General features: G+C 27.0%; 22 protein-coding genes. 5 read left to right on the top strand and 17 right to left on the bottom strand.

The window, feature by feature from the left end; genetic code table 11:
* Nucleotides 1-128 precede the first annotated feature (128 nt).
* Together ACH5BF_RS11960 and ACH5BF_RS11955 are read left to right on the top strand one after the other, a co-directional pair.
* A complete protein-coding gene (locus ACH5BF_RS11960) occupies nt 129-1,352 on the top strand; it encodes an EAL domain-containing protein (protein WP_423274472.1) in 1,224 nt (407 codons plus the stop codon).
* Nucleotides 1,349-2,134: a diguanylate cyclase domain-containing protein gene (locus ACH5BF_RS11955; protein WP_423274471.1), complete on the top strand. Its 786-nt coding sequence runs from the start codon at nt 1,349-1,351 to the stop codon at nt 2,132-2,134. The genes ACH5BF_RS11960 and ACH5BF_RS11955 overlap by 4 nt, the downstream gene beginning before the upstream one ends.
* Here the strand turns inward: ACH5BF_RS11955 and ACH5BF_RS11950 are convergent.
* The 10 genes from ACH5BF_RS11950 to ACH5BF_RS11905 all read right to left on the bottom strand — a co-directional run bounded on the left by ACH5BF_RS11950 (nt 2,126) and on the right by ACH5BF_RS11905 (nt 10,920).
* Nucleotides 2,126-3,037, bottom strand: a complete 912-nt coding sequence (locus ACH5BF_RS11950; protein WP_423274470.1) for a 5-oxoprolinase subunit C family protein — start codon at nt 3,035-3,037, stop codon at nt 2,126-2,128. The genes ACH5BF_RS11955 and ACH5BF_RS11950 overlap by 9 nt on opposite strands.
* The gene (gene pxpB / locus ACH5BF_RS11945; RefSeq protein WP_423274469.1) at nt 3,034-3,708 is read right to left on the bottom strand and encodes a 5-oxoprolinase subunit PxpB; all 675 of its coding nucleotides are present in this window, start codon (nt 3,706-3,708) and stop codon (nt 3,034-3,036) included. The genes ACH5BF_RS11950 and pxpB overlap by 4 nt, the downstream gene beginning before the upstream one ends.
* Entirely contained in the window at nt 3,708-4,445 is a 738-nt protein-coding gene (locus ACH5BF_RS11940) for a 5-oxoprolinase subunit PxpA (RefSeq protein ID WP_423274491.1), read from the bottom strand. The genes pxpB and ACH5BF_RS11940 overlap by 1 nt, the downstream gene beginning before the upstream one ends.
* Nucleotides 4,446-4,500: 55 nt before the next feature.
* On the bottom strand, nt 4,501-4,701 hold the full coding sequence (locus ACH5BF_RS11935) for a hypothetical protein (protein WP_423274468.1): 201 nt from the start codon (nt 4,699-4,701) through the stop codon (nt 4,501-4,503).
* Nucleotides 4,702-4,803: 102 nt separating this feature from the next.
* Complete coding sequence (locus ACH5BF_RS11930) at nt 4,804-6,138, bottom strand: TRAP transporter large permease (protein WP_423274467.1); 1,335 nt, start codon at nt 6,136-6,138, stop codon at nt 4,804-4,806.
* Nucleotides 6,128-6,613: a TRAP transporter small permease subunit gene (locus tag ACH5BF_RS11925; protein ID WP_423274466.1), complete on the bottom strand. Its 486-nt coding sequence runs from the start codon at nt 6,611-6,613 to the stop codon at nt 6,128-6,130. Before ACH5BF_RS11925 ends, ACH5BF_RS11930 begins: the two co-directional genes overlap by 11 nt.
* A gap of 5 nt (nt 6,614-6,618) precedes the next feature.
* Complete coding sequence (locus ACH5BF_RS11920) at nt 6,619-7,575, bottom strand: TRAP transporter substrate-binding protein (RefSeq protein ID WP_423274465.1); 957 nt, start codon at nt 7,573-7,575, stop codon at nt 6,619-6,621.
* 64 nt (nt 7,576-7,639) lie between these two features.
* Nucleotides 7,640-8,320, bottom strand: a complete 681-nt coding sequence (locus ACH5BF_RS11915; RefSeq protein ID WP_423274464.1) for a response regulator transcription factor — start codon at nt 8,318-8,320, stop codon at nt 7,640-7,642.
* Nucleotides 8,321-8,365: 45 nt separating this feature from the next.
* Nucleotides 8,366-9,316 carry an HD-GYP domain-containing protein gene (locus tag ACH5BF_RS11910; protein WP_423274463.1) on the bottom strand — a complete coding sequence of 317 codons (951 nt, stop codon included), beginning with the start codon at nt 9,314-9,316 and terminating at the stop codon, nt 8,366-8,368.
* 71 nt (nt 9,317-9,387) lie between these two features.
* Nucleotides 9,388-10,920 (bottom strand): cache domain-containing protein, encoded by a 1,533-nt coding sequence (locus ACH5BF_RS11905; protein WP_423274462.1) that lies wholly within the window; start codon nt 10,918-10,920, stop codon nt 9,388-9,390.
* A gap of 120 nt (nt 10,921-11,040) precedes the next feature.
* Between ACH5BF_RS11905 and ACH5BF_RS11900 the strand changes: the two genes are divergently transcribed.
* Nucleotides 11,041-11,667, top strand: coding sequence for an LOG family protein (locus ACH5BF_RS11900; RefSeq protein WP_423274461.1), 627 nt, complete (start codon nt 11,041-11,043; stop codon nt 11,665-11,667).
* 8 nt (nt 11,668-11,675) lie between these two features.
* Here the strand turns inward: ACH5BF_RS11900 and ACH5BF_RS11895 are convergent, their stop codons facing one another.
* Nucleotides 11,676-12,110, bottom strand: coding sequence for a hypothetical protein (locus ACH5BF_RS11895; protein ID WP_423274460.1), 435 nt, complete (start codon nt 12,108-12,110; stop codon nt 11,676-11,678).
* 78 nt (nt 12,111-12,188) lie between these two features.
* On the opposite strand from ACH5BF_RS11895, the gene ACH5BF_RS11890 reads away from it, so the two are divergent.
* On the top strand, nt 12,189-13,001 hold the full coding sequence (locus tag ACH5BF_RS11890; protein WP_423274459.1) for a DUF4197 domain-containing protein: 813 nt from the start codon (nt 12,189-12,191) through the stop codon (nt 12,999-13,001).
* Between the two features lie 15 nt (nt 13,002-13,016).
* Here the strand turns inward: ACH5BF_RS11890 and ACH5BF_RS11885 are convergent, their stop codons facing one another.
* On the bottom strand, nt 13,017-13,580 hold the full coding sequence (locus ACH5BF_RS11885) for a hypothetical protein (protein WP_423274458.1): 564 nt from the start codon (nt 13,578-13,580) through the stop codon (nt 13,017-13,019).
* Between the two features lie 112 nt (nt 13,581-13,692).
* Nucleotides 13,693-16,152, bottom strand: a complete 2,460-nt coding sequence (locus ACH5BF_RS11880) for a methyl-accepting chemotaxis protein (protein WP_423274457.1) — start codon at nt 16,150-16,152, stop codon at nt 13,693-13,695.
* A gap of 266 nt (nt 16,153-16,418) precedes the next feature.
* Here ACH5BF_RS11880 and ACH5BF_RS11875 point away from each other — a divergent pair, with 266 nt between their 5' ends.
* On the top strand, nt 16,419-16,889 hold the full coding sequence (locus ACH5BF_RS11875; protein ID WP_423274456.1) for a hypothetical protein: 471 nt from the start codon (nt 16,419-16,421) through the stop codon (nt 16,887-16,889).
* Between the two features lie 30 nt (nt 16,890-16,919).
* Here the strand turns inward: ACH5BF_RS11875 and ACH5BF_RS11870 are convergent, their stop codons facing one another.
* From ACH5BF_RS11870 to ACH5BF_RS11855, 4 genes are all read right to left on the bottom strand, one after another.
* Nucleotides 16,920-17,870 carry a tetratricopeptide repeat protein gene (locus ACH5BF_RS11870; RefSeq protein WP_423274455.1) on the bottom strand — a complete coding sequence of 317 codons (951 nt, stop codon included), beginning with the start codon at nt 17,868-17,870 and terminating at the stop codon, nt 16,920-16,922.
* A gap of 59 nt (nt 17,871-17,929) precedes the next feature.
* Entirely contained in the window at nt 17,930-18,409 is a 480-nt protein-coding gene (locus ACH5BF_RS11865; protein WP_423274454.1) for a GNAT family N-acetyltransferase, read from the bottom strand.
* Between the two features lie 8 nt (nt 18,410-18,417).
* Nucleotides 18,418-19,056, bottom strand: a complete 639-nt coding sequence (locus tag ACH5BF_RS11860) for an ATP-binding protein (RefSeq protein WP_423274453.1) — start codon at nt 19,054-19,056, stop codon at nt 18,418-18,420.
* An 80-nt stretch (nt 19,057-19,136) separates the two neighbouring features.
* Nucleotides 19,137-19,952: a LysR family transcriptional regulator gene (locus ACH5BF_RS11855; protein ID WP_423274451.1), complete on the bottom strand. Its 816-nt coding sequence runs from the start codon at nt 19,950-19,952 to the stop codon at nt 19,137-19,139.
* Between the last annotated feature and the right edge of the window lie 20 nt (nt 19,953-19,972).

Here is a 19,972-nt window from a genome sequence, read left to right as displayed (position 1 = left end):
ATTAAATAAAAGTTTTTACAAGATATTTAATATAAAACTGTAAAATTGATAATTTTTAATTAGATTTTTTACAATTCTTAAAGATTAATTATATATAATGACTCAGATTTCTTTTAATAAGGTAAATTTTGTTTTTAAATGGTTATATATACAAACAATTACATAAAAAAGATGTAAAAACTCTATTTTTGGTTGATATTCTATATATGAAAGATATTAATGCTATATATGGATTTAAAAATGGAGATTACATAATAAACCAATTAAAAAAACTACTTAAAAATAAAATAACGAAATTAATAAAAAAATCCCTTAAAAGAAAAATCTATATTGAACTTTCAAATCTACATGCAGATGTGTTTTCTTTGACCTTATATGATAATTTGGAACAAGAAGAAATCACGACTATTAGAAAACTTATATTTAAAAAAGTAATTAACCATAATTTTGAACTAAAAGATGATAAAACACCTATTAATATTGATATTACAATTGGATGTTCTAAATCAAAAGATTCATACTTAAGAGTTTATGCTGAAAAAGCTTTATATAATGCAAAAGTAAACAATATACATTTTACATACTATGATGCAAGACTTTATGAAGATGATCATGGTAGTGAAAATATAATTGAACTATTAAACTATAATATTGAAAACAAATTAGTTGAACCATATTTACAGGCTATAGTTGACTCAGATACAGAAGAGCTATTTAAATATGAAGCTTTAATGAGGGTTTTTGATAAAGAAGGAAATGTATTATCACCTTTTGTATTTATTCAAAAAGCTAAAAAAGCAAGACTTTATCATAAACTAATGGAACTTTTAATTGATAAGGTTGTTGATTATATCATCAAATATAAAATAAATATTAGTATAAACTTAGACTATACAGACATTTTAAACCCTTATGTTCAAAAATCTATCATAGGAAAAATCAATAAAAACAATATTGGAGAATATCTTACTATTGAGATTTTAGAGAGTGAAAAAATCTCTAACTACAATGTTGTAAATGATTTTATTGCAAAGGTTAAAAAATATGGCGTAAAAATTGCTATTGATGACTTTGGTACAGGTTTTTCAAACTATGAGTATATTCTAAATCTAAATGTTGATTATATAAAAATAGATGGCTCTTTAATAAAAAAGATAAATGAAGATATTTACTTAAATCTTATAAAAAGTATTGTTCACTTTTGTAAACAACAAAATATAAAAACTGTTGCTGAATTTGTAAGTGATTTAAAAATTTTGAGATATGTAAATGCTGTGGGTATCGATTACTCGCAAGGATACTATATAGGAAAACCAGAACCAATTGAGAATATAATCGGAGAAAATAAATGAAAAAAGAGCTTAGAAGGATTACAAACCTTACTTTAAATGAGCTACTGAACAATGAAATTATTATGCCATCTGTCTATTTTGAAAAATTTAATAAAAACGCTAAAACTTTAGAAATAGACTTCAATGATGAAAAATTTAATAAAGAGATAAATGAATTAATTTTAGAAGACTTTAACACTATTGAGAACTACATGGATATTGTGGCTTCTAATGCAAGTGAATTAAAAAAAGTTGCAAATGATACAAAAAAAGCAATAGAAAATAAAGATGAAGATGCTCTTAGTCAAATTTATAAACATATGAACTCTTTAGAAGAAGAACTAGAAAGATTAAATAAAAAAATATTCTTAGATGATTTAACAACAGCTTACAATAGAAAATGGCTTTATAATCAGTTTTTAAATGAAAATGCTCTATTTAAAGATGATGGTATTATCTCAATGATTGATTTAGTTGACTATGATTATGTTCAAAATGAATATGGTGATGTGATTTCAAATAATCTGCTTATTTTTATATGTAACTTCTTAAAAAAACATCTTGATGATGATAAGTGTGATTTTGAAATTGTAAGATTTTTAAATAATAAATTTATTGTAATCTTCAAAGATAAAACTGAAAAAGATGCTAAAAGTTTAATCAATAACATAAAAAGACTTTTAGCAAATAGTACTTTAAAAAGTAAATCGGGGATAGTTTTAAAAGCAAACTTTAACTACAAAGTAAAAGCTTATGAAAAAGGTACTGACTCAAAAGAGCTTTTTGAAGCTCTTTTATCGTAAGGAAGTATAAAACTTCTTTACTAAGTCTTGTGCTGCTTTAATTTCAATTGCTTTAAATCTAATTTTTGTTTTTGGCTTTGCTTGAGCTAGTTTAAAACAATCAATACTTAAAACTGAACCAATTTTAGGATAACCACCAATTGTTTGCCTATCTTTAAGTAAAATAATTGGTTGTCCATCACTTGGAACTTGAATAGAGCCAAAACCTATTCCTTCTGAGATAATGCCATCAATGCTACAAGAAATAGCCTCTCCTTGAAGTTTACATCCCATTCTGTTAAATTCATTTGATACAATATAAGTTGAGCAGAAAAACTTATCTATCTCTTCTTTTGGGAAAAACTCATCTTGATAAGATAAAATCACTCTTAACTCCAAAATATCTTCATACTTTGGAATAAACTTCTCTTTCAATCTGATATTGTAAAAATCATGGTTTGAATTGCACTTTAAGATTTGACCTTTTTGTAGTCTATCTGCGTTTATTCCACCAAGTTTTTCTTTTAGCGTAGTAGAAGCGCTTCCAAACTCTTTTTTAATATCAAAACCACCTTTTACTCCAAGGTAAACTCTAGCACCCTCTTGTATTTTTCCAACTTTTATAATATCTCCTACTTTGATATTATATGTTTGCCAAGTTGTATATAGAGTGTTATTGATAAAAAACTCACATTTTGCACCAGTGATGGCTATTTTTAAATTGCTTAAAGCTTTAAACTCTACATTTGAAAAAGCTATTTCTATTATATTTTCATCTTCATTATTTTCTAAAAGTTTATTAGCTACTAAATAAGCATACTCATCCATAACTCCGGAGTTTGTAACACCAATAGAGTTAAAGCCAAATCTTCCTTTATCTTGAATAGTAGCAAAAATAGGAGAGTTAATTATTTCTAAACTCATAAAACTCCTCCTTGGGCTAAAAACTCTTTTTTAGTAATAGGATTAAACTTTACCTTATCTCCAACACTTAAAGGAGATAAAGTATCTAAATTTCTATCAAACAGTTCCAATGCTGTTCTACCAAGTATATTCCAACCACCAGGACTTGCTTGTGGATAAACTGCTGTTTGAGTATCTGCAATAGAAACTGAACCTTTAGGAATTTGTTTTCTAGGACTACTTAATCTAGGCATTGCTATAGCTTCATCAACACTCGCTAAATATGCAAAACCTGGTAAAAAACCAATTGCATAAACATCATAAAGTTTATTTGAATGAATCCCTATAATATCATCGATACTAAGATTTGTTTTAAAAGCCATATCTTTTAAATCAAGACCAACCTCAGGGTCATAATAAGTATCAATAGTTACAATTTTTTCTTCAAACTCTACTTTTGAATCAAGATTTATTTCTTGTTTTAAAAGTTCTACTAAACTTTCATAATCATATTTAAAAATATCGTAACTAATAAAGATTGAAGTGTATGAAGGAATTAATTCTATTAAACCATCAAGATTTAAACTTTTTAAACCTTGATAAGCTTTTTTTACTTTTAGTGCTACATCTTGAGCTATTTCATCGCCAAAATAAATAATCAATGAATCTACAGATGCTACTTTAAATTGCATTAGGTCATCGCCTTTTTAAGTAGCTTTATAAACTCTAAAGCATTTTCATTATCACCATGAACACAAATAGTATCAACAGCCATATACAATTTTTGTCCACTTACACTATGTAAATATCCATAATTTTTTAAAGTACCAATTCGCTCAGCCACATCTAATTCATCATGAATAACTGCATTTTCTCTTGTTCTTGAAACTAAACTTCCATCATCATTATAGTTTCTATCAGCAAATACCTCATAAATTACGTTTATTCCATATAAAAGTGCTGTGTGTTTATAAGCCTCATTTTTTGGACCTGATAAAATCATAATCTTAATATTTTTATCAAAAGATGCTATTGCACTTACAATTGCTTTATAAATATTTTCATCTCTCATCATATCATTATATAAAGCTCCATGTGGCTTTACATAAGATATTGCTGTTTTATGTGCTTTACAAAAGGCACTAAGTGCGCCTAACTGATATAAAACTATTGACTTTATTTCTTCTAAAGAACACTGCATCGTTCTTCTTCCAAAACCTACTAAATCTTGATATGCAGGATGTGCTCCAATAGTTACATTGTTTTGCTTAGCAAGAGCTACTGATTTATTCATCGTTACCGCATCACTTGCATGGAATCCACAAGCTAAGTTTGCCATATCTATATAAGGCATTACTTGCTCATCTAATCCCATTTTCCAAATTCCAAAACTTTCACCCATATCACAGTTTAATCTAATAGTTGCCATTTCATTACCTTGCATTGATATTCCTTATTCTACCATACATTAAACATATAATTTTTTAAAGTTCTTCTCTTACCCCAGTTTTTTTAAGCCTAATTAAGGTTAACAAGGCCAAAACACCAAGAGCAAAAGGTAAACTAACCTCTAAAACATAAGCTACATATAAAACTACTAAACTTGCTAATATCGATATTCTTCTATATAAAAAAGAACTAAGATAAATCATCACACATAAAAAAACATAAAATAATTCAAGCATATTTTCCACCTAAAGTTTTTTAAATCTTAACAACTAAAAGTAGGTAAAAAGTGAGTTTTATATAAATAAAAAAAGAAGTAGCAAAACTACTTCTTTTAGTTACTACTTAATCATTTGATCAGGTAGGAAAAATACTATTTCAGGGAAAATAGTAATTATTACAACTGTTACAATCATTAAAATAAAGAATGGTAAAGTCGCTTTTAAAATTGTTTGAATTTTTTCATTACTAATACTTTGGATTACAAACAATGAGAATCCAACAGGTGGAGTAATTTGAGCCATTTCAACCATAAATACTAAGAATACACCAAACCATAATGGATCAAATCCAGCCATTACTACAATTGGTAATACAATAGGTAGAGTCATAACTACAATAGAAATAGCTTCTAAAATCATTCCTAAAATAATATACATTACACCAATTAATAAAATCAACATCATTGGAGATAATCCAAGGTCTGTAATAAACTCACTCATAGCTCTTGCTATTCCTAAGAATCCAATTACTTGAGATAAGAAAACAGCACCAGCAATAATAAATCCAATCATTACAGATGTTCTAACACTATTTAATAAAGCATTCTTTAAAATCTCTAAAGATACAGCTTTAAAATAAGTAGCTAAAATTAAACTTCCTAAAACTCCTAAAGCAGCAGCTTCAGTTGGAGTTGCATATCCCCCATAAATAGAACCAAGAACTAATGAAATTAGTAAAAATATTGGAGCTAAATCTTTTAATGAATGTAATTTATCACTCCAAGTATACTTCTCTTCGTTTGCAGGTAAAACACTTGGGTCAACTTTTGCTTTATACATAATATAAAATGAGTATAAAGATGCCATTAAAAGACCAGGAAGTAATCCTGCTAAAAATAGTTTACCAATTGATACATCAGACATCACCCCATAAATAATCATGATTAATGATGGAGGAATTAAATATCCTAAAGTTCCCGAACCAGCTAATGAACCCATTGCTAATTGTTTTGAGTAACCTCTTTTTTGAAGTTCATCAAGTGTAATTTTTCCAACAGTTGCAGTTGTTGCTGTACTTGAACCTGAAACCGCAGCAAAAAGTGAACATGCTGCTACATTTACATGTAAAAGCCCTCCAGGAATATGAGAAAGCCAAGGTCTAAGTCCATTTAACAGTTTTGCTGAAATAGAAGACTTATATAAAATCTCACCCATTAAAATAAACATTGGTAAGGCAGCTAGTGACCATGAGTTCATTGCATCATATAAAGATGAAGCAAGTAAATCCCCTACTTTATCATAAATACTAATTACTGGTGGCAAATTATGGTCATAAATAAGCATTCCTATAATACCTGTAAGTATTAAAGATACTCCAATCCATAAAGAAGACAGTAAAAATATAAACATTACAGTAATTAAAACTACTGCTAAAATTAGTGGATCAGCTATCATTTGAGAATCCTTTAAAAATAAACAATACAACAGCTAACATAAAAACTGTAATTCCTATTGGCATTGCAAGTTGTGTTAAATATAATGGCGTTTCAGATACATTTTCTGATAACATCTCTAAGTCATAAGAGTCATATGTAAATAAAATTGTTCTATATAAAGCAAATGCTAAAACACCTAAAGTAATAATTGCTGCAAGAATATCAATCTTTTTATTTGTCTTTTTTGATAATCTTGAAGTAATTATGTTGATTCTAATATGAGCATCTTTTGAAAAAGCATAACCTAAACTTAAAAAGATTGAAGCTAGATATATATACCCACTATACTCATCTGCAATCATTGTAGAAATATCAAAAAAAGATCTTAAAAATATCTCTGTTAAAATTAATAAAACCAATGACACTAAAAGAAAGCCTGCAAGATAAGCTCCCATTTTGGTAAGCTTATCTATAAAGTTTGAAATTAAATTCATAACTATTACTTTCTATATTCTTTAAATATTTTTTTAATATCAGAATTTGCATCTTCTAAATACTCTTCTAATAACTTATTAGCAATCTTGTCTAACTCAGTTTTTAATTCAGGAGTTGCATCTGCTATTTTCATTCCATTTTTATCTAAAGTTTCTAATGCGTCTTTTTCTTCAAGTTTTACTGCTTTCCATTGTGACTCTTCAATTTGTTTAGCAGCTTTTAAAACAGCTTTTTGTTGTGCTTTATCTAAGGCATTCCAGTAATCTAAGTTAATAGTAACTGCTTGAAGTGGGTAAGCATAATTGATTTTTGTATAGTTTCCTAAAACTTCCCAGAATTTACCATCTTTTCCAGATGAAGATGAAGTAACAACTGAGTCAACCATACCAGTTCTAAGTGCTGAGTAAACCTCTCCCCATGGTAATGCAACAGCATTTCCACCTGCTAAATTAATAAACGCAGCAGAGTTTTTATCATATGTTCTAGTTTTAATACCTTTAAAGTCATTAATAGAAGACACTTTACCTTTTGAGTAGAAACCAGAAGCTGGCCATGTTACAGAATAAAGTAGTTTTTGATTCCATTTTCTTGCAGTTTTTTCATAAGCAGGTTTTGCTAATTGGTATAACTTATAAGCGTCTTCATAAGAGTTAGCAATAAAAGGTAAAGCAGAGATTCCAAATACTTTTCCTCCACCTGATGTAAAAGGAATAAACATATCAGTCATAGCAACTGTTGCGTCTTTTACAGCTTTTAAAGGGTTACCTTTAATTAAAGCACTTCCTGGGTGAACTGTGATATTTACACTTCCATTAGAGTAATCTTTTACAAGATCAGCAAACTGTACAGCACCTTTTGTATGGAAGTTATTTGCTCCATATTTTGCATTTAAATCCATTTTAACATTTCCAGCTAAAGCTAAAGTAGCTAGAGATGCAAGTAATAAACTTTTTTTGATCATTTCATTTCTCCTTATTTTTCATAAGGAAATCATAAAACAATCAAGTGAGTTTATAGTGAGTTTTTTATGAGTTTAAAAGTTTGTAACCAATTTGTGGCACATTTGTGATAATATCAACAGGTATTCTTTGACGGAACTCTTTGATGAAAGTTTTTAGTGCAGAAATACTCATTGACTTATCTCTCCATAAATACTCTTCAAGTAAGTCATAAGTAACAACACCGTTCCTATTCTTGTGTAGAAGTAATAAAAACTCTTTATCTCGTTTTCGCAAAGGTACAAGCTTTTTTTCATAAAAAAGCTCCATTTGTGTTGTATCAAAATGTAAATCTTTTGAAAACTCTATTACTTCATTTAATCTATTTCCAAAAGCTTTTATAATTCCATCTAGCAAAGAATCTGCATTTACAGGTTTTAAAATATATTGATTTATATTAAGGTTTATAAGTTCTAAAAGATACTCTTCATTTGAATATGCAGTTATCATAACAACAATTGTATCTAAATCATTTTTTCTGATATTCTCAATCATTGAAATACCATTTTCATTTGGCATTTCAATATCACTAATAACTAAAGTAGGTTTATACTCTAAATATGTATCAAAACCTTCTTCACCATTATTAGCTTCATAAACCTCTTTAAAATAGTATTTTAAAGTATTAACTAATCTTTTTCTAATTCCATCTTCATCTTCTACACATAAAACCGTATAGTTTTGAAGCTGTTTTATTAAGTCTTCCATTTAAAAACCTTATTTAAATATATTTTATAAACAAGGCTTTTTATTTTAAGTTACTTTCAAAAATTGTAAAAATTTTCGAAGATAGTCTTCACAAATCTCGCCTCTCATTTTTTCATACATAATCATGAAAGCTTCATGTTTGTCTAAACTATCTTTGTAACTTCGCCTTGTTGTTAAAGCATGAAATATATCGCAAATTGCAATTATCTTTGCAAAGTCGTCAATTTCATGTTTTTTTAAACCTTTTGGATATCCTGTTCCATCACATTTTTCATGATGTTGTTCTACAATATCCAATACTCTTTGATTTGATTCTCCATATTTTTTTAAAATCTTAACAGAAAATGTTGGATGAGCTTTAACTTTTTCAAACTCTTCTTCTGTTAATCTTCCTTTTTTACATATGATATTTTTATCAATCTTTCTTTTACCTAAATCGTGTAAAAGCGCTGCTTTCCCAAGGATTTTCAAATCCTCTTTTCCTAAATTTAAATATGTTCCAAAGGCTAAAGCATAAGTTGATACATCAATACAGTGTGTTGATGTATAGTAATCATATGAGATTACTTTTATCATAGATTTCATTGCAAGTTCATCTTTTAAAATAAAATCTATACTACTTGTTAAAAGAGCATCAACATTTTCTAAAGCTTGTTTTGAAACATCAGCTTCAAATAAAGCCTGCATTGTATCTTTTGCTAAGTCATTTATCAAAACTGCTTTTATATTTGATGAGATATCATCGTTATCAACAATATTTGCAATATATTTTTGCATATCTGTTTGATATTTTATTTTATCTTTTACATTTATAAATACTCTTTTAAATTGTTTTTCTTTATAAAAAGAGCACTCTTGTTTATTATAGTGTCCATTTCTTCCAACTAAAAGTTTAAAGCCTTTATTTTCACATTTTGCATAAATTGGATAATCAAAACTTTGTTTAATATCCAAGATTTCAATGGGTGCTGAAAATACAAACTCTTTTTGACTCATAATAAAATACCTTCTTTTGTAAATTTTTGATTATTAAATATACAAAAAAATAGTATCAAAGTAGTATCATTTTATACTTTTTGATCAATTGGTAAAATAATAAAAAAACAAGCTCCAGCTTTTTTATTTTCAGCTATTAATTCTCCTTGCATATTTTTTTCTATAATCATTTTTGCCATATATAATCCAAGCCCAGTACCTTTTGAACTACTCTTTGTAGTAAAATAAGGTTCAAAAATTAAGTCCATATACTCATCTTCAACACCCCCTGCATTATCCTCTACTTTTATTATTGCATTATTAAATTTTCTATCTAATGTAATATCAATTTTAGGATTTTTAACATTTCTTTGAATTAAAACATCTTTTGCATTTGAAATAAGATTTAACATAACTTGGGCAAATTCTCTTTCATATCCATGAATAAAACAGTTATACTTTACATTCTTATTTAATTTGATATTAAAACTTTTTAAAGAAGCATATACCAATGTTACTGCTTCACTACAAGCATCGTCAATATAAAAATCTACTTTTTTCTTATCTGGCTTAAAAAAATTCCTAAAATCTTCAATAGTATTTGACATAAACTGTATTTGTTTATTTGACTCATCTACACTTTCTTTAATCATATTTGAATCAACTTTATTAAACTTATTTGCAGTTTCAAGCTCCATTAATATTCCAGAAACTTCACTTAGTGGTTGCCTCCACTGATGAGCAATCATACTAAGCATAGTTCCCATTCTAGCTAATCTTGATTGATGAAGCATTGCTCTATCTTTTTTCTTAACTTCAGTAATTGCTTTTTGAACCTTAAGCTCCAAGTTTCTATTTAAATCTTCAAGTAATAACTCTTTTTTCTTTACACTATCTTGGTAAGCTTTAAATACTTGTGTAATCTTTTTTGACATAATAAAAGACAACATTCCAATAACTAAAATCACTAAAAAAGAGATAGTTACAACTAATCTAATATGCTTATTAATTTTATCTTCTAAAATCTTCTTATTTTCATAAATTGAGTTTTGAATATCATCAATATAAAGCCCTGCTCCAATAACCCAATTATATTTTTCATATAATCTGAAAAAACCAAGCTTCTTTGAGAAATGAACATTTTCTGGTTTTTGCCAATAATACTCAATAAAAACTCCATCTGGATTTTTTATAGTTTTATCAATAAACTCTTTTGTAATATAAGTTCCCATTGCATCTTTTAAATCAATATCATAAGTATCAATACTTTTTTGCCTAAAAGGATGAGCTCTTAAATAGTAGCTTGTATCGTGAATCCAAATATAACCATGTTTTCCATATCTAATAGTTTCAGTATATTTTAAAAGCTCTTTTTTTAACTCTTCTTCACCTAATTTTGTATTTCTTTTTACATGGTGTTCTAAATAGTTTATAATATAATCAACTTCTTTTTTTAGAATATTTTTTTGTTTATCAATATATGCTTTCTCTACTTCAATACTCTGTGCTTCAAAATAGTTATTCTGATTTTCTATAAAAAAATAAATAGTAAAAAAAGCAATAAAAACTACCGTTAAAATAGGTGTTAAAATAATAAGTTTTGGTATATTTTTTTCACTAAACAATATCTTATCTCCGCTTTAAAAATAAAAGTGTACCAAAACTAAGTGAGAAAGTAGTGAGTTTTTTAATATTATTTGGCATATAATTTAGATAAATAATATTTTTTTATAAAGGAGGACATTATGTTAAGTCCTGATGCAGTATATAAAAAAAAGATAAATGATGATTTTACAAATGGTAAAGAATTATTAAAAGATTTAAAAGATAATGTAACAATCTTTGGAAGTGCTAGAACAAATAAAGATGATAAATATGCTAAATTAGCTTATGAACTAGCTTTTAATCTAAGTAAAAATGGTATAAATGTTATTACTGGTGGTGGTGATGGTATTATGCAAGCTGCCAATAAAGGTGCATATGATGCAAAAAATGCCCACTCAATTGGATTGAGTATTTATCTTCCATTTGAGAAATCATTAAATCAATATACAACTAAAAATCTTACATTTAACTACTTTTTTTCAAGAAAATATATGTTAGTTAAATACTCAAAAGCTTGTATAGTTTTCCCAGGAGGTTTTGGTACTTTAGATGAAATGTTTGAAGTTTTAACATTAACACAGACTAAAAAAATGCCAAAAGGTTTCAAAATATATCTTGTAGGATATGATTATTGGGAGTATTTATTAAAATTTATTGAAAAATCACTTTATGCAAATAATATGATAAGTAAAGAAGATATTCATATTATCAAAGCTACAGATGATATCAAATTAATTGAAGAGGAGATAAAAACTCTTTTAAAATAAAATATGTATCAATTTTGATACATATGATATTTTTGATTCTCTTTTGCTTTTCTTTCTTCAAGCTTTTTATATGCTAAAATTGCTTTTTGTTTTAAGTCTTCATCTACTTCATTAGATTCATATTCTCTTAAAATATTTGCTAAGACAAGCGTATAAACGATGCTATTGAGTTTTAAAGAGTCTTCATTTCTCATAAGTTTATCTAAATCAATCGCATAAACAGCTTCTTGAAAAGTATAATAAAGTCTTTGAGAAACATCATCAAGTCGGTATGTATATCCTAAGATTACTAAGAAATTATCTTCATACTCTTTCAAACATTCTGATTCATTTAAAATTTTTTCAAACTCAAAAATATCTTTTCTACATTTGCCATATATATCATCAGCCTCTAAAAGTTTGTTCTTAAAAGCATGAAAATAATCAGAAATTCCACTAGTCATTTTTTTAATTATCCTTTTTCACAATTAATCTATTATATAATATTAAAATAAAAATAAATATTTATACTAGGAATAAAAATGAAAAAAACAACAATCCTTGCATCTTTAATTTTAAGTTCAAGTCTTTCTTTTGCATTTGATTTAAATGCACTTACAAAAGATGTAATTGATACAGTTACAAAACCAACTACGACAACACAAACAACTTCAAAAGAACAATCATCACTAGATAGTTCTACAGTATCAACTGGATTAAAAGAAGCTTTAAAAACAGGTGTTAACTTTGCAGTATCAACTTTAGGAAAAGAGAATGGTTATTTAAACAATAACAATGTAAAAATCCCTTTACCTGATAATTTAGCAAAAGTTGAAACTCTAATTAGAAAAGCAGGTGGAAATGAAATCGCTGATAATTTAATCAAATCAATGAATAATGCAGCTACAAAAGCAGCTCCTAAAACAGCAGATATTTTTATCAAAAGTATTGAGAAAATGTCAATTGAAGATGCTAAAAAGATTTTAGCAGGTGATAACAATGCTGCTACAAAATATTTTGAAGATAATACTTCAAATTCATTAAGAGAAATGATTAAACCAATAATCCAAGATACAATGAAAGAGAATCAAGTTGCAACTTACTATGATATGGCAAACAACTTTTATAAAACAAATGTAAAATCAATGGTGGATGAAAGTTCAGTAATGGGACTTGCTAAAAACTTTGGAGTTGATTCATATCTTCCAGGAAGTAGTGATAAAAACCTTGATGAATATGTTACAGATAAAGCAATTGATGGATTATTTAAAATGATTGCACAAAAAGAAGCAGAAATTAGAACAAGTCCAATTGCACAAACTACATCTATTTTACAAAAAGTATTTGGAAACTAAAAAGGTTAAACCTTTTTAGTTATCAAGTTTAAAGTAACCATAAATTCCATTTTGTTTTACGATACTTAAATCAAGACTTAAAGTCTCATCACTATTTTGTTCAAACTTATAAGTATAAGAGCTATCAAACTTTTTTAATAAATTTGTGTAAAGCTCAGATTTTACATCTAAAATAAAAGTATCTTTATTTATTTCATAAATATAAATAAAGTTTAAAATAAAGTGATTATCAATTTTATAAGTAATAAAATCAAAACCGTCAAACTCTATCTTCTCTAAAACATCCATTTGTTTTATTCTTAATGAATCTTTTAAAAAAGAAATATAAATAGAACTTGGTAAACCTTCCCATTGAACATCATTATCTATATGAATATGTTCTAAAAAAACAGCATCAGTTTTTAAAGTATAGGCATCTAAAACATAAGAGTCATGTCTTGTTTTTGTTTCGTAATTATCAATTTCATAGGTATAAAAATTATCAGAATCTATTTTAAAAATTAGCTTATTATCATTGAAAAAAAAGCGTGGTCTTGATAGTTTTATAAAACTTTTTAAGAAGTTTTTTATGATTCCCATTTGAATACCTTAATTTAATTTAAAGAAATGTACTTTAACATATTTAAATGTGAATTACAAGGTTTTAAGAGCTATATTTTAGTTTTTTAAGAGATTCACTTTCGTGAATCTCTTAGAAGCTTTCCCACTCATCATCAGATGATATGTCATTGAAAGTTTTTGGTTCATATTTTGTTTGTACTGGTGCCGTCTTAGGCTTTGTTGTTCTTACTTCAGTTTTTGTATTAGAGTAAGAAGGCGTACTACTTACACTTGAAGTATTAATAGCTTTTATATCTTTTGAGATATCAATATTATCTTTTCCTGCAAACTCTTTTTCATCTGCTTTTGAAACGATATCTTTTGCTAACTCAGCAGTATTTAAAGCAATGTTTTTAGTTTCTCCTGCAACAGTTGCATTTTTTTGTGTTTGTTGGTCAAGAGAATTAATAGCATCATTAATTTGAACGATTCCTGTTTCTTGCTCTTTAGATGCACTTGAAACATCAGAGATAAGCTCAATTGTTTTATCAATATTTGCATTTAATCCCTCATATCCTTTAATCATCTCAGCTGCAATGTTTTTACCTTCATTAGCTTTAATATTTGCACTCTCAACTAACTCTTTAATCTCTTTAGCTGCTTCTGCACTTCTTGCTGCAAGATTTCTAACTTCTTGTGCTACAACTGCGAAACCTTTTCCTGCTTCACCTGCTGTTGCTGCTTCTACTGCTGCGTTTAATGAAAGGATATTTGTTTGGAATGCAATTTGGTCAATTACAGTAATTGCTTCATTGATTGAACTTACTTGATCATTAATCTCATCCATTGCGGCTGTTGTTCTTGAAGCTAATTGTTCCCCTTGATTAGCAGAATTAGTAACTTCATTTGCTAAAACTGACATCTCAGAAATTTTCTGTGTAGTTGAAGATACATTTCCTGTAATCTCTTCTAATGCTGCTGCTGTTTCTTCAAGTGAAGCTGCTGCCTCATTTGAAGCTTGATTTAAAGTATCAACATTTGATAATAAATGTTCAGAAGAATTATTTACAATTAGACCATTTTTCTTGTTATCAATTAACATTTCAGTAATTGAATCTCCCAATGAGTTAACACCATTTGCAAGTTTTTCTAAATGCTCTTTAATTCCATTTGTATCAACTTTACTTAAATAGTTGTAATTTGAGAATTTTTCTAAAACATCTAAAATATTATCGATATTATTTTCTAAATTATCACCCATTTTATTAAGAACATCTCTTAACTCATTTAAAGCAGGATTATTAACAGAAGTTGTAATTCTTTGAGTTAGATCACCTTTTTCAAACTCATTTAAAACAGTGATTGTTTCATCAATAATTGCTCTATCTTCTTCAATACCTTTTTTAGCTTTTTGAATATTTTCATTTACAACCTGAGCCATTAAACCAATCTCATCAAAACTATCAGTTTCAAGCTCTTTTACATCTGAAGATTTTCTATTTACATAATCAAAGAAACCTTCTAATCCATCTTGAAATCTAACTAATCTTTTTACAACTACATTATTAATAGTAATTACAGCTCCTGCAATTACAAAAATAAGTAAACCTAAAGCAATAATTAAAATTAAGTTTCTAATAGCATGTGGAGTTTTTAAAACTTCAGCTTCATCGATTTCAGATAAAATTGCCCATTTAATATCAGAACTAATATCTAATGGTGCATAAGCTGATAATACAGGATTTCCATTATAGTCAATAACAACTTCTGTTTTTGATTTACCATCTAAAGCATTTAAACTAGCTTGTGTTTTTACTTCAGTATTATTTGCAAATGAAGCATTTAAACTATGACCTTTTGGATCTAAATAACTATCACTTCTCATTAATCTATCAGAACCAATTAAATAGTCCTCTTGAGATTGACCATAACCTTTTCTAAATTGCATGATTTTGTTTATTGCTCTATCACTAATTTGAAAAACAAGAATAGCTTCTACTTGCCCATTTTTAATAATTGGATTACCTAAGAACATTGCAGGAGCATTGTTACTTGGAGCATAAGGTCTCATATCTTGAAATGTTGGTTGATTTTTTTGAAGAGTTTTAGAATAAACTTGTCCTAATCCACTCTGTTTTAATGAACCATATTTTAAATTTGCACCATAATCTGACTCTTTAGCAGCAGTGTAAATTACATGTCCAGTTTGAGCATTGATTAAGAAAATATCATAATATCCATACTCTTTCATATAGCTTTGAAAATAGTCTTCATATTTATTTGTAATATCTTTTACTAATTGATTATTTACATTAAAAGAAGATTTAGAATCCAAACCTACTGTTTCAAAACTACTTTCTAAAGCATTGTACAATTCTAGTACATCATTACTTTTAGATAGTACTTTAATATCACCAATTCTTTCTTGAAAAAAGTTTATAATTTGATTTGATTTTGAATCTCTAGCTGCTGTAAGCATTGCATAGTTTTGTGCTAGAATTCCCTCTTTTGCTTTACTTACTGAAAAACCAGCTATTATCACAGCAAGTAAACTTAATGACACTACAATAAGTCCAATAACTTTTGCTTTAATTGTCATTTTTTTAAACATTTGTTTTCCTTATGTATAAATTTTAAACATTATATAATAAAATAGTTTTATTTTTACTAAAAAATCATCAAAAATCACTAAAAAATAATTTGATATAATTCTACATATTATACATAAGAATGGGGTTCTAAAGAATTGTATCATTATAAATAACACATTAATATAAAAAGGTAACCCTTTAAGTAACTATCATATAAAACTGCTAATTTGTGTTAATCTAAATTTTTATTTTTTTAGATAAAATGAAAATAAAAAAATGGAAAATCATGGATATAGAAAACTATTTTCAAAGAAATAATATCACTAAAAATCTAGCAAATTATGAAATCTATTATCAAGTATCACTTGGAAAACTTTGCTCCCTTACAAATAACAATAATATTGATTACGACATAGAACTACAATATGCACTTGGTTCAATATATGAACTTTTAAAAGATTTATCTAAACTTGACAATATCAATGAAATATTTGAAGATGAATTAAAAAAACAAGCAGCAATGGATGCTTTACAAAAGTTTGCAAATGACAATTTAGAAGATGTAAAAACAGAAAAGATTGAAATTGAGCATATGGTTCATGAAATAAATGATAATAAATTCTTCAATGAAACAATGATTCAAGTTTGTGATGAACACACAGAAGAACAGCTAAAAAAATGGGAAGCTATAATTACAGAAGATTTAGCTAACGCTATTATTGTTTCTCTAAAGCAACTAGAAAACAATAATCAATAAATAGTAAAAGTAAATCTTACTTTTACTATTTTAGAAAGAGTGATTAAATCTCTCTTTATCTTTAACTACCTCAGCAGAAGCTACAATATTCATAATCATTTCGTCTTTACTATTTGAAAACTTTTCAATAATAGTATCACAAACCTCTAAAAGTTCATTTTCATTACTTAACTGACTTAAAATAATCGACTTATTGTATAAAGCTAATGCAACTTGTTTTAAAAGTACCCCTTTTTCATTTTCATACTTTAAAACAACTTCATCATAAATTTCAAGTGCTTTAGTGATTTCATTTTCTTCTCTAAATCTCCCAGCTTTATTTACATATGCTTTAGCAACAAGCTCTTTAATGTTGTCCTCTTCATAAGTATTAAAGTTATCGATTAGATAATCATAAGCCTTAATAGCTTCTTCATTTTCATTCTCTTTTGCATGTAGTAAAGCTACATTAAATGAAGCATATGCAAGGTTATCTATAACTTCTGGATTTATTGAGTCTTTGAAGTTTGTAAGAAGCTCTTTATAAACAGAAATAGCTTCTTTTTTCTCTTTTAATTGACTTACGCAAACTGCTTTATTTAAATAAGTTTTTACTAAAACAATTTCAAGTTGAGAAGATGTATCTTCTATGAATTTTTCTAAAAGTCTATCATAACACTCAAGCTCTTTAGTATAATCCTTAACTTTTGCATAAATCAATGCTTTGTTATAGTAACTATAAGCTAAATATCTAAATATTGTTTCGTTATTTGTGTCATCAAATCTTTCTATAATTTCATTATATGTTTCGATAACATCGTGATCTTCATTTAGGTTTGTAAGAGCTGAAGCCTTACCCATTAGAGTATAAAATACATCAAGTTGATTATCTTGAGCAATTTCTAATAATTCAGGTACTAAAAGTAAAGCTTCTTCAAACTCTTTGTTTTGCATCTTTTGATTAAATTGACTATATAAATATTCAAAGTTTTCTTGATTCAATTTCATCCTTTTAATATTTGATAATAATTATTTTTAACAAAAGTATACTTGATTTATTATTAACTTCTTGCAAAACTCTCTAAAGTTTCACCTTCAAGTCTATATCCTATCCACTCATCTTGACTTTTTGCACCAAGACTTTCATAAAACTCTCTTGATGGAGTATTCCAGTCTAAACATGACCATTCAAATCTTCCACAGTTTTCATCAAGTGCTTTTTTCGCAAGATGTTTTAACATCATTTTTCCTGCCCCATTTCCTCTTTTTGAAGAAGTAATATATAGATCTTCTAAATAAATACCATTTTTACCAAGCCAAGTTGAGTAGTTGTAAAAATATACTGCATAACCAATAGCAACACCATCTTCTTCACAAATCAATGCTTTAACTGTAGAGTTATCTCCAAAAATAGCTTCCCTTGTTTGCTCTACATTTGTTTTTACTTCATGTTCTGCTTTTTCATAAACAGCAAGTTCGATAATAAAATCTAGTATTGTTTGTGCATCACTTGCTATGGCGTCTCTTATAACTATAGACATTCTTTTCCTTAATTTAATTTTTCTATTTTCTCTTCAAAGTTTTCATAATAACTAATAAATAAGTCATTATTCAACTCATCTTTAAACTCATTTATATATGCTATGATATTCTCTTTTGTAGTAAACTCTTTAGCAAATTCATCTTTTAGTTTGATATAAATAACTGTTCCTGAACCCTCATCATTAATACAAGGAGCTAAGGTATAAGTAGTTAAATCTTTTGTATTAAACTTATATGCTGTTTCCTCTGCTACTTTTTTTGAAATTATATTCACACTATTTGCGATTAAAAACAGAAAATACAATCCTACTTCTTTTAAAGATATTTCTTTATTTTCTATAGAGCTTTCTATTTTTTTTGAAGCTTGTTCTTCAACAAAAGAGTTTAACTCTTCTTGATTCATACCAATACCATTATCAACAATAGTGATTGAGTTATCTGATGGCTCAAAATAGACCTCCATCATACCTTCCCAATCTTTTAATTCTTCTTTAAATTCTGAACTATCTTTTAATTTTTTTAATTTATTTACTGCTTCATTTGCATTTGATAGTAAAGCCTTTAAAAAAAGCTCTTTTTTTAGTTCATTGTTTTGAAATATTTGTTTATACTTATTTATATTAGTTAAATTTTTAAAATTATTCATATTTAAGTTCCTTTCATTTTGAATGATGGAACTTTATCTAAAGATTCTGAAAATAAACTAATTTATATAGTATAAAATTATCAAAGTTCATTTCTTAAATAGTTTTCTATCATAGGACGATAATCCTTTCTACAAACTAAATGAGCATCAAAATCACTTTGTATTCTTGAAAGCTTTAGTTTATCTGTATAACCAAACTTATCTATGATACTTTTTGAAAGTAGTGTTACACCATATCCTGCTTTTGTAAGTCCTAACATTAACTCATAATTTTGTAAAGCAATTGTTTTATACTCTAAATCACTATTTTGCTTCGCATAATCTTGCAAATGAAGACAATAAGCACAGGTATCTCTATAAACTAAAAGATTAGCTTTAGCTTCTTTATCTTTAGGTTCTACAAAATATATTTCATCTTTAAAGATATTTAAAACTTCTAAATCTTTATGATTTGGATTTCCATTTATAAAAGCTATATCAATTTGATAATCTAAAAGTTGCTCTACTAGATTTAGACTACTATCTATGTTAAACTCTATTTTCATATCTTGGAAGTCTTTATTTAACTGCTCGATTATAGGAATAAGTCTTATTGTTGCATTTGATTGGGTTGTTCCCATCTTTAGGACTTCTTGATGATTTATATTTCTCATTTGTGAAGTTGCTTCTTCTACTTTTTTTACAATATCAACAGCAAAAGGGTATAGTTTCTCACCCTCATTTGTAAGCACTACACCTCTGTTAGTTCTATGAAATAGACTATAACCTAAGTTTTTTTCAAGCTGTTTGATTCTTGAAGTTATGTTTGACTGAGTGTATCCTAACTTTTTGGCTGCATTTGATATGCTTTTTTCATTTTTAACAGTAATAAATGCTTTTAATAAATTTGAGTCCATAAAAATCCCTATAATCTTTT

The organism is Arcobacter pernae, assembly GCF_049472135.1.
Taxonomy (GTDB): Bacteria; Campylobacterota; Campylobacteria; order Campylobacterales; family Arcobacteraceae; genus Arcobacter_B.
Note: the sequence above shows the minus strand (reverse complement) of the source record. Positions and strands in the feature narration are given on the sequence as shown.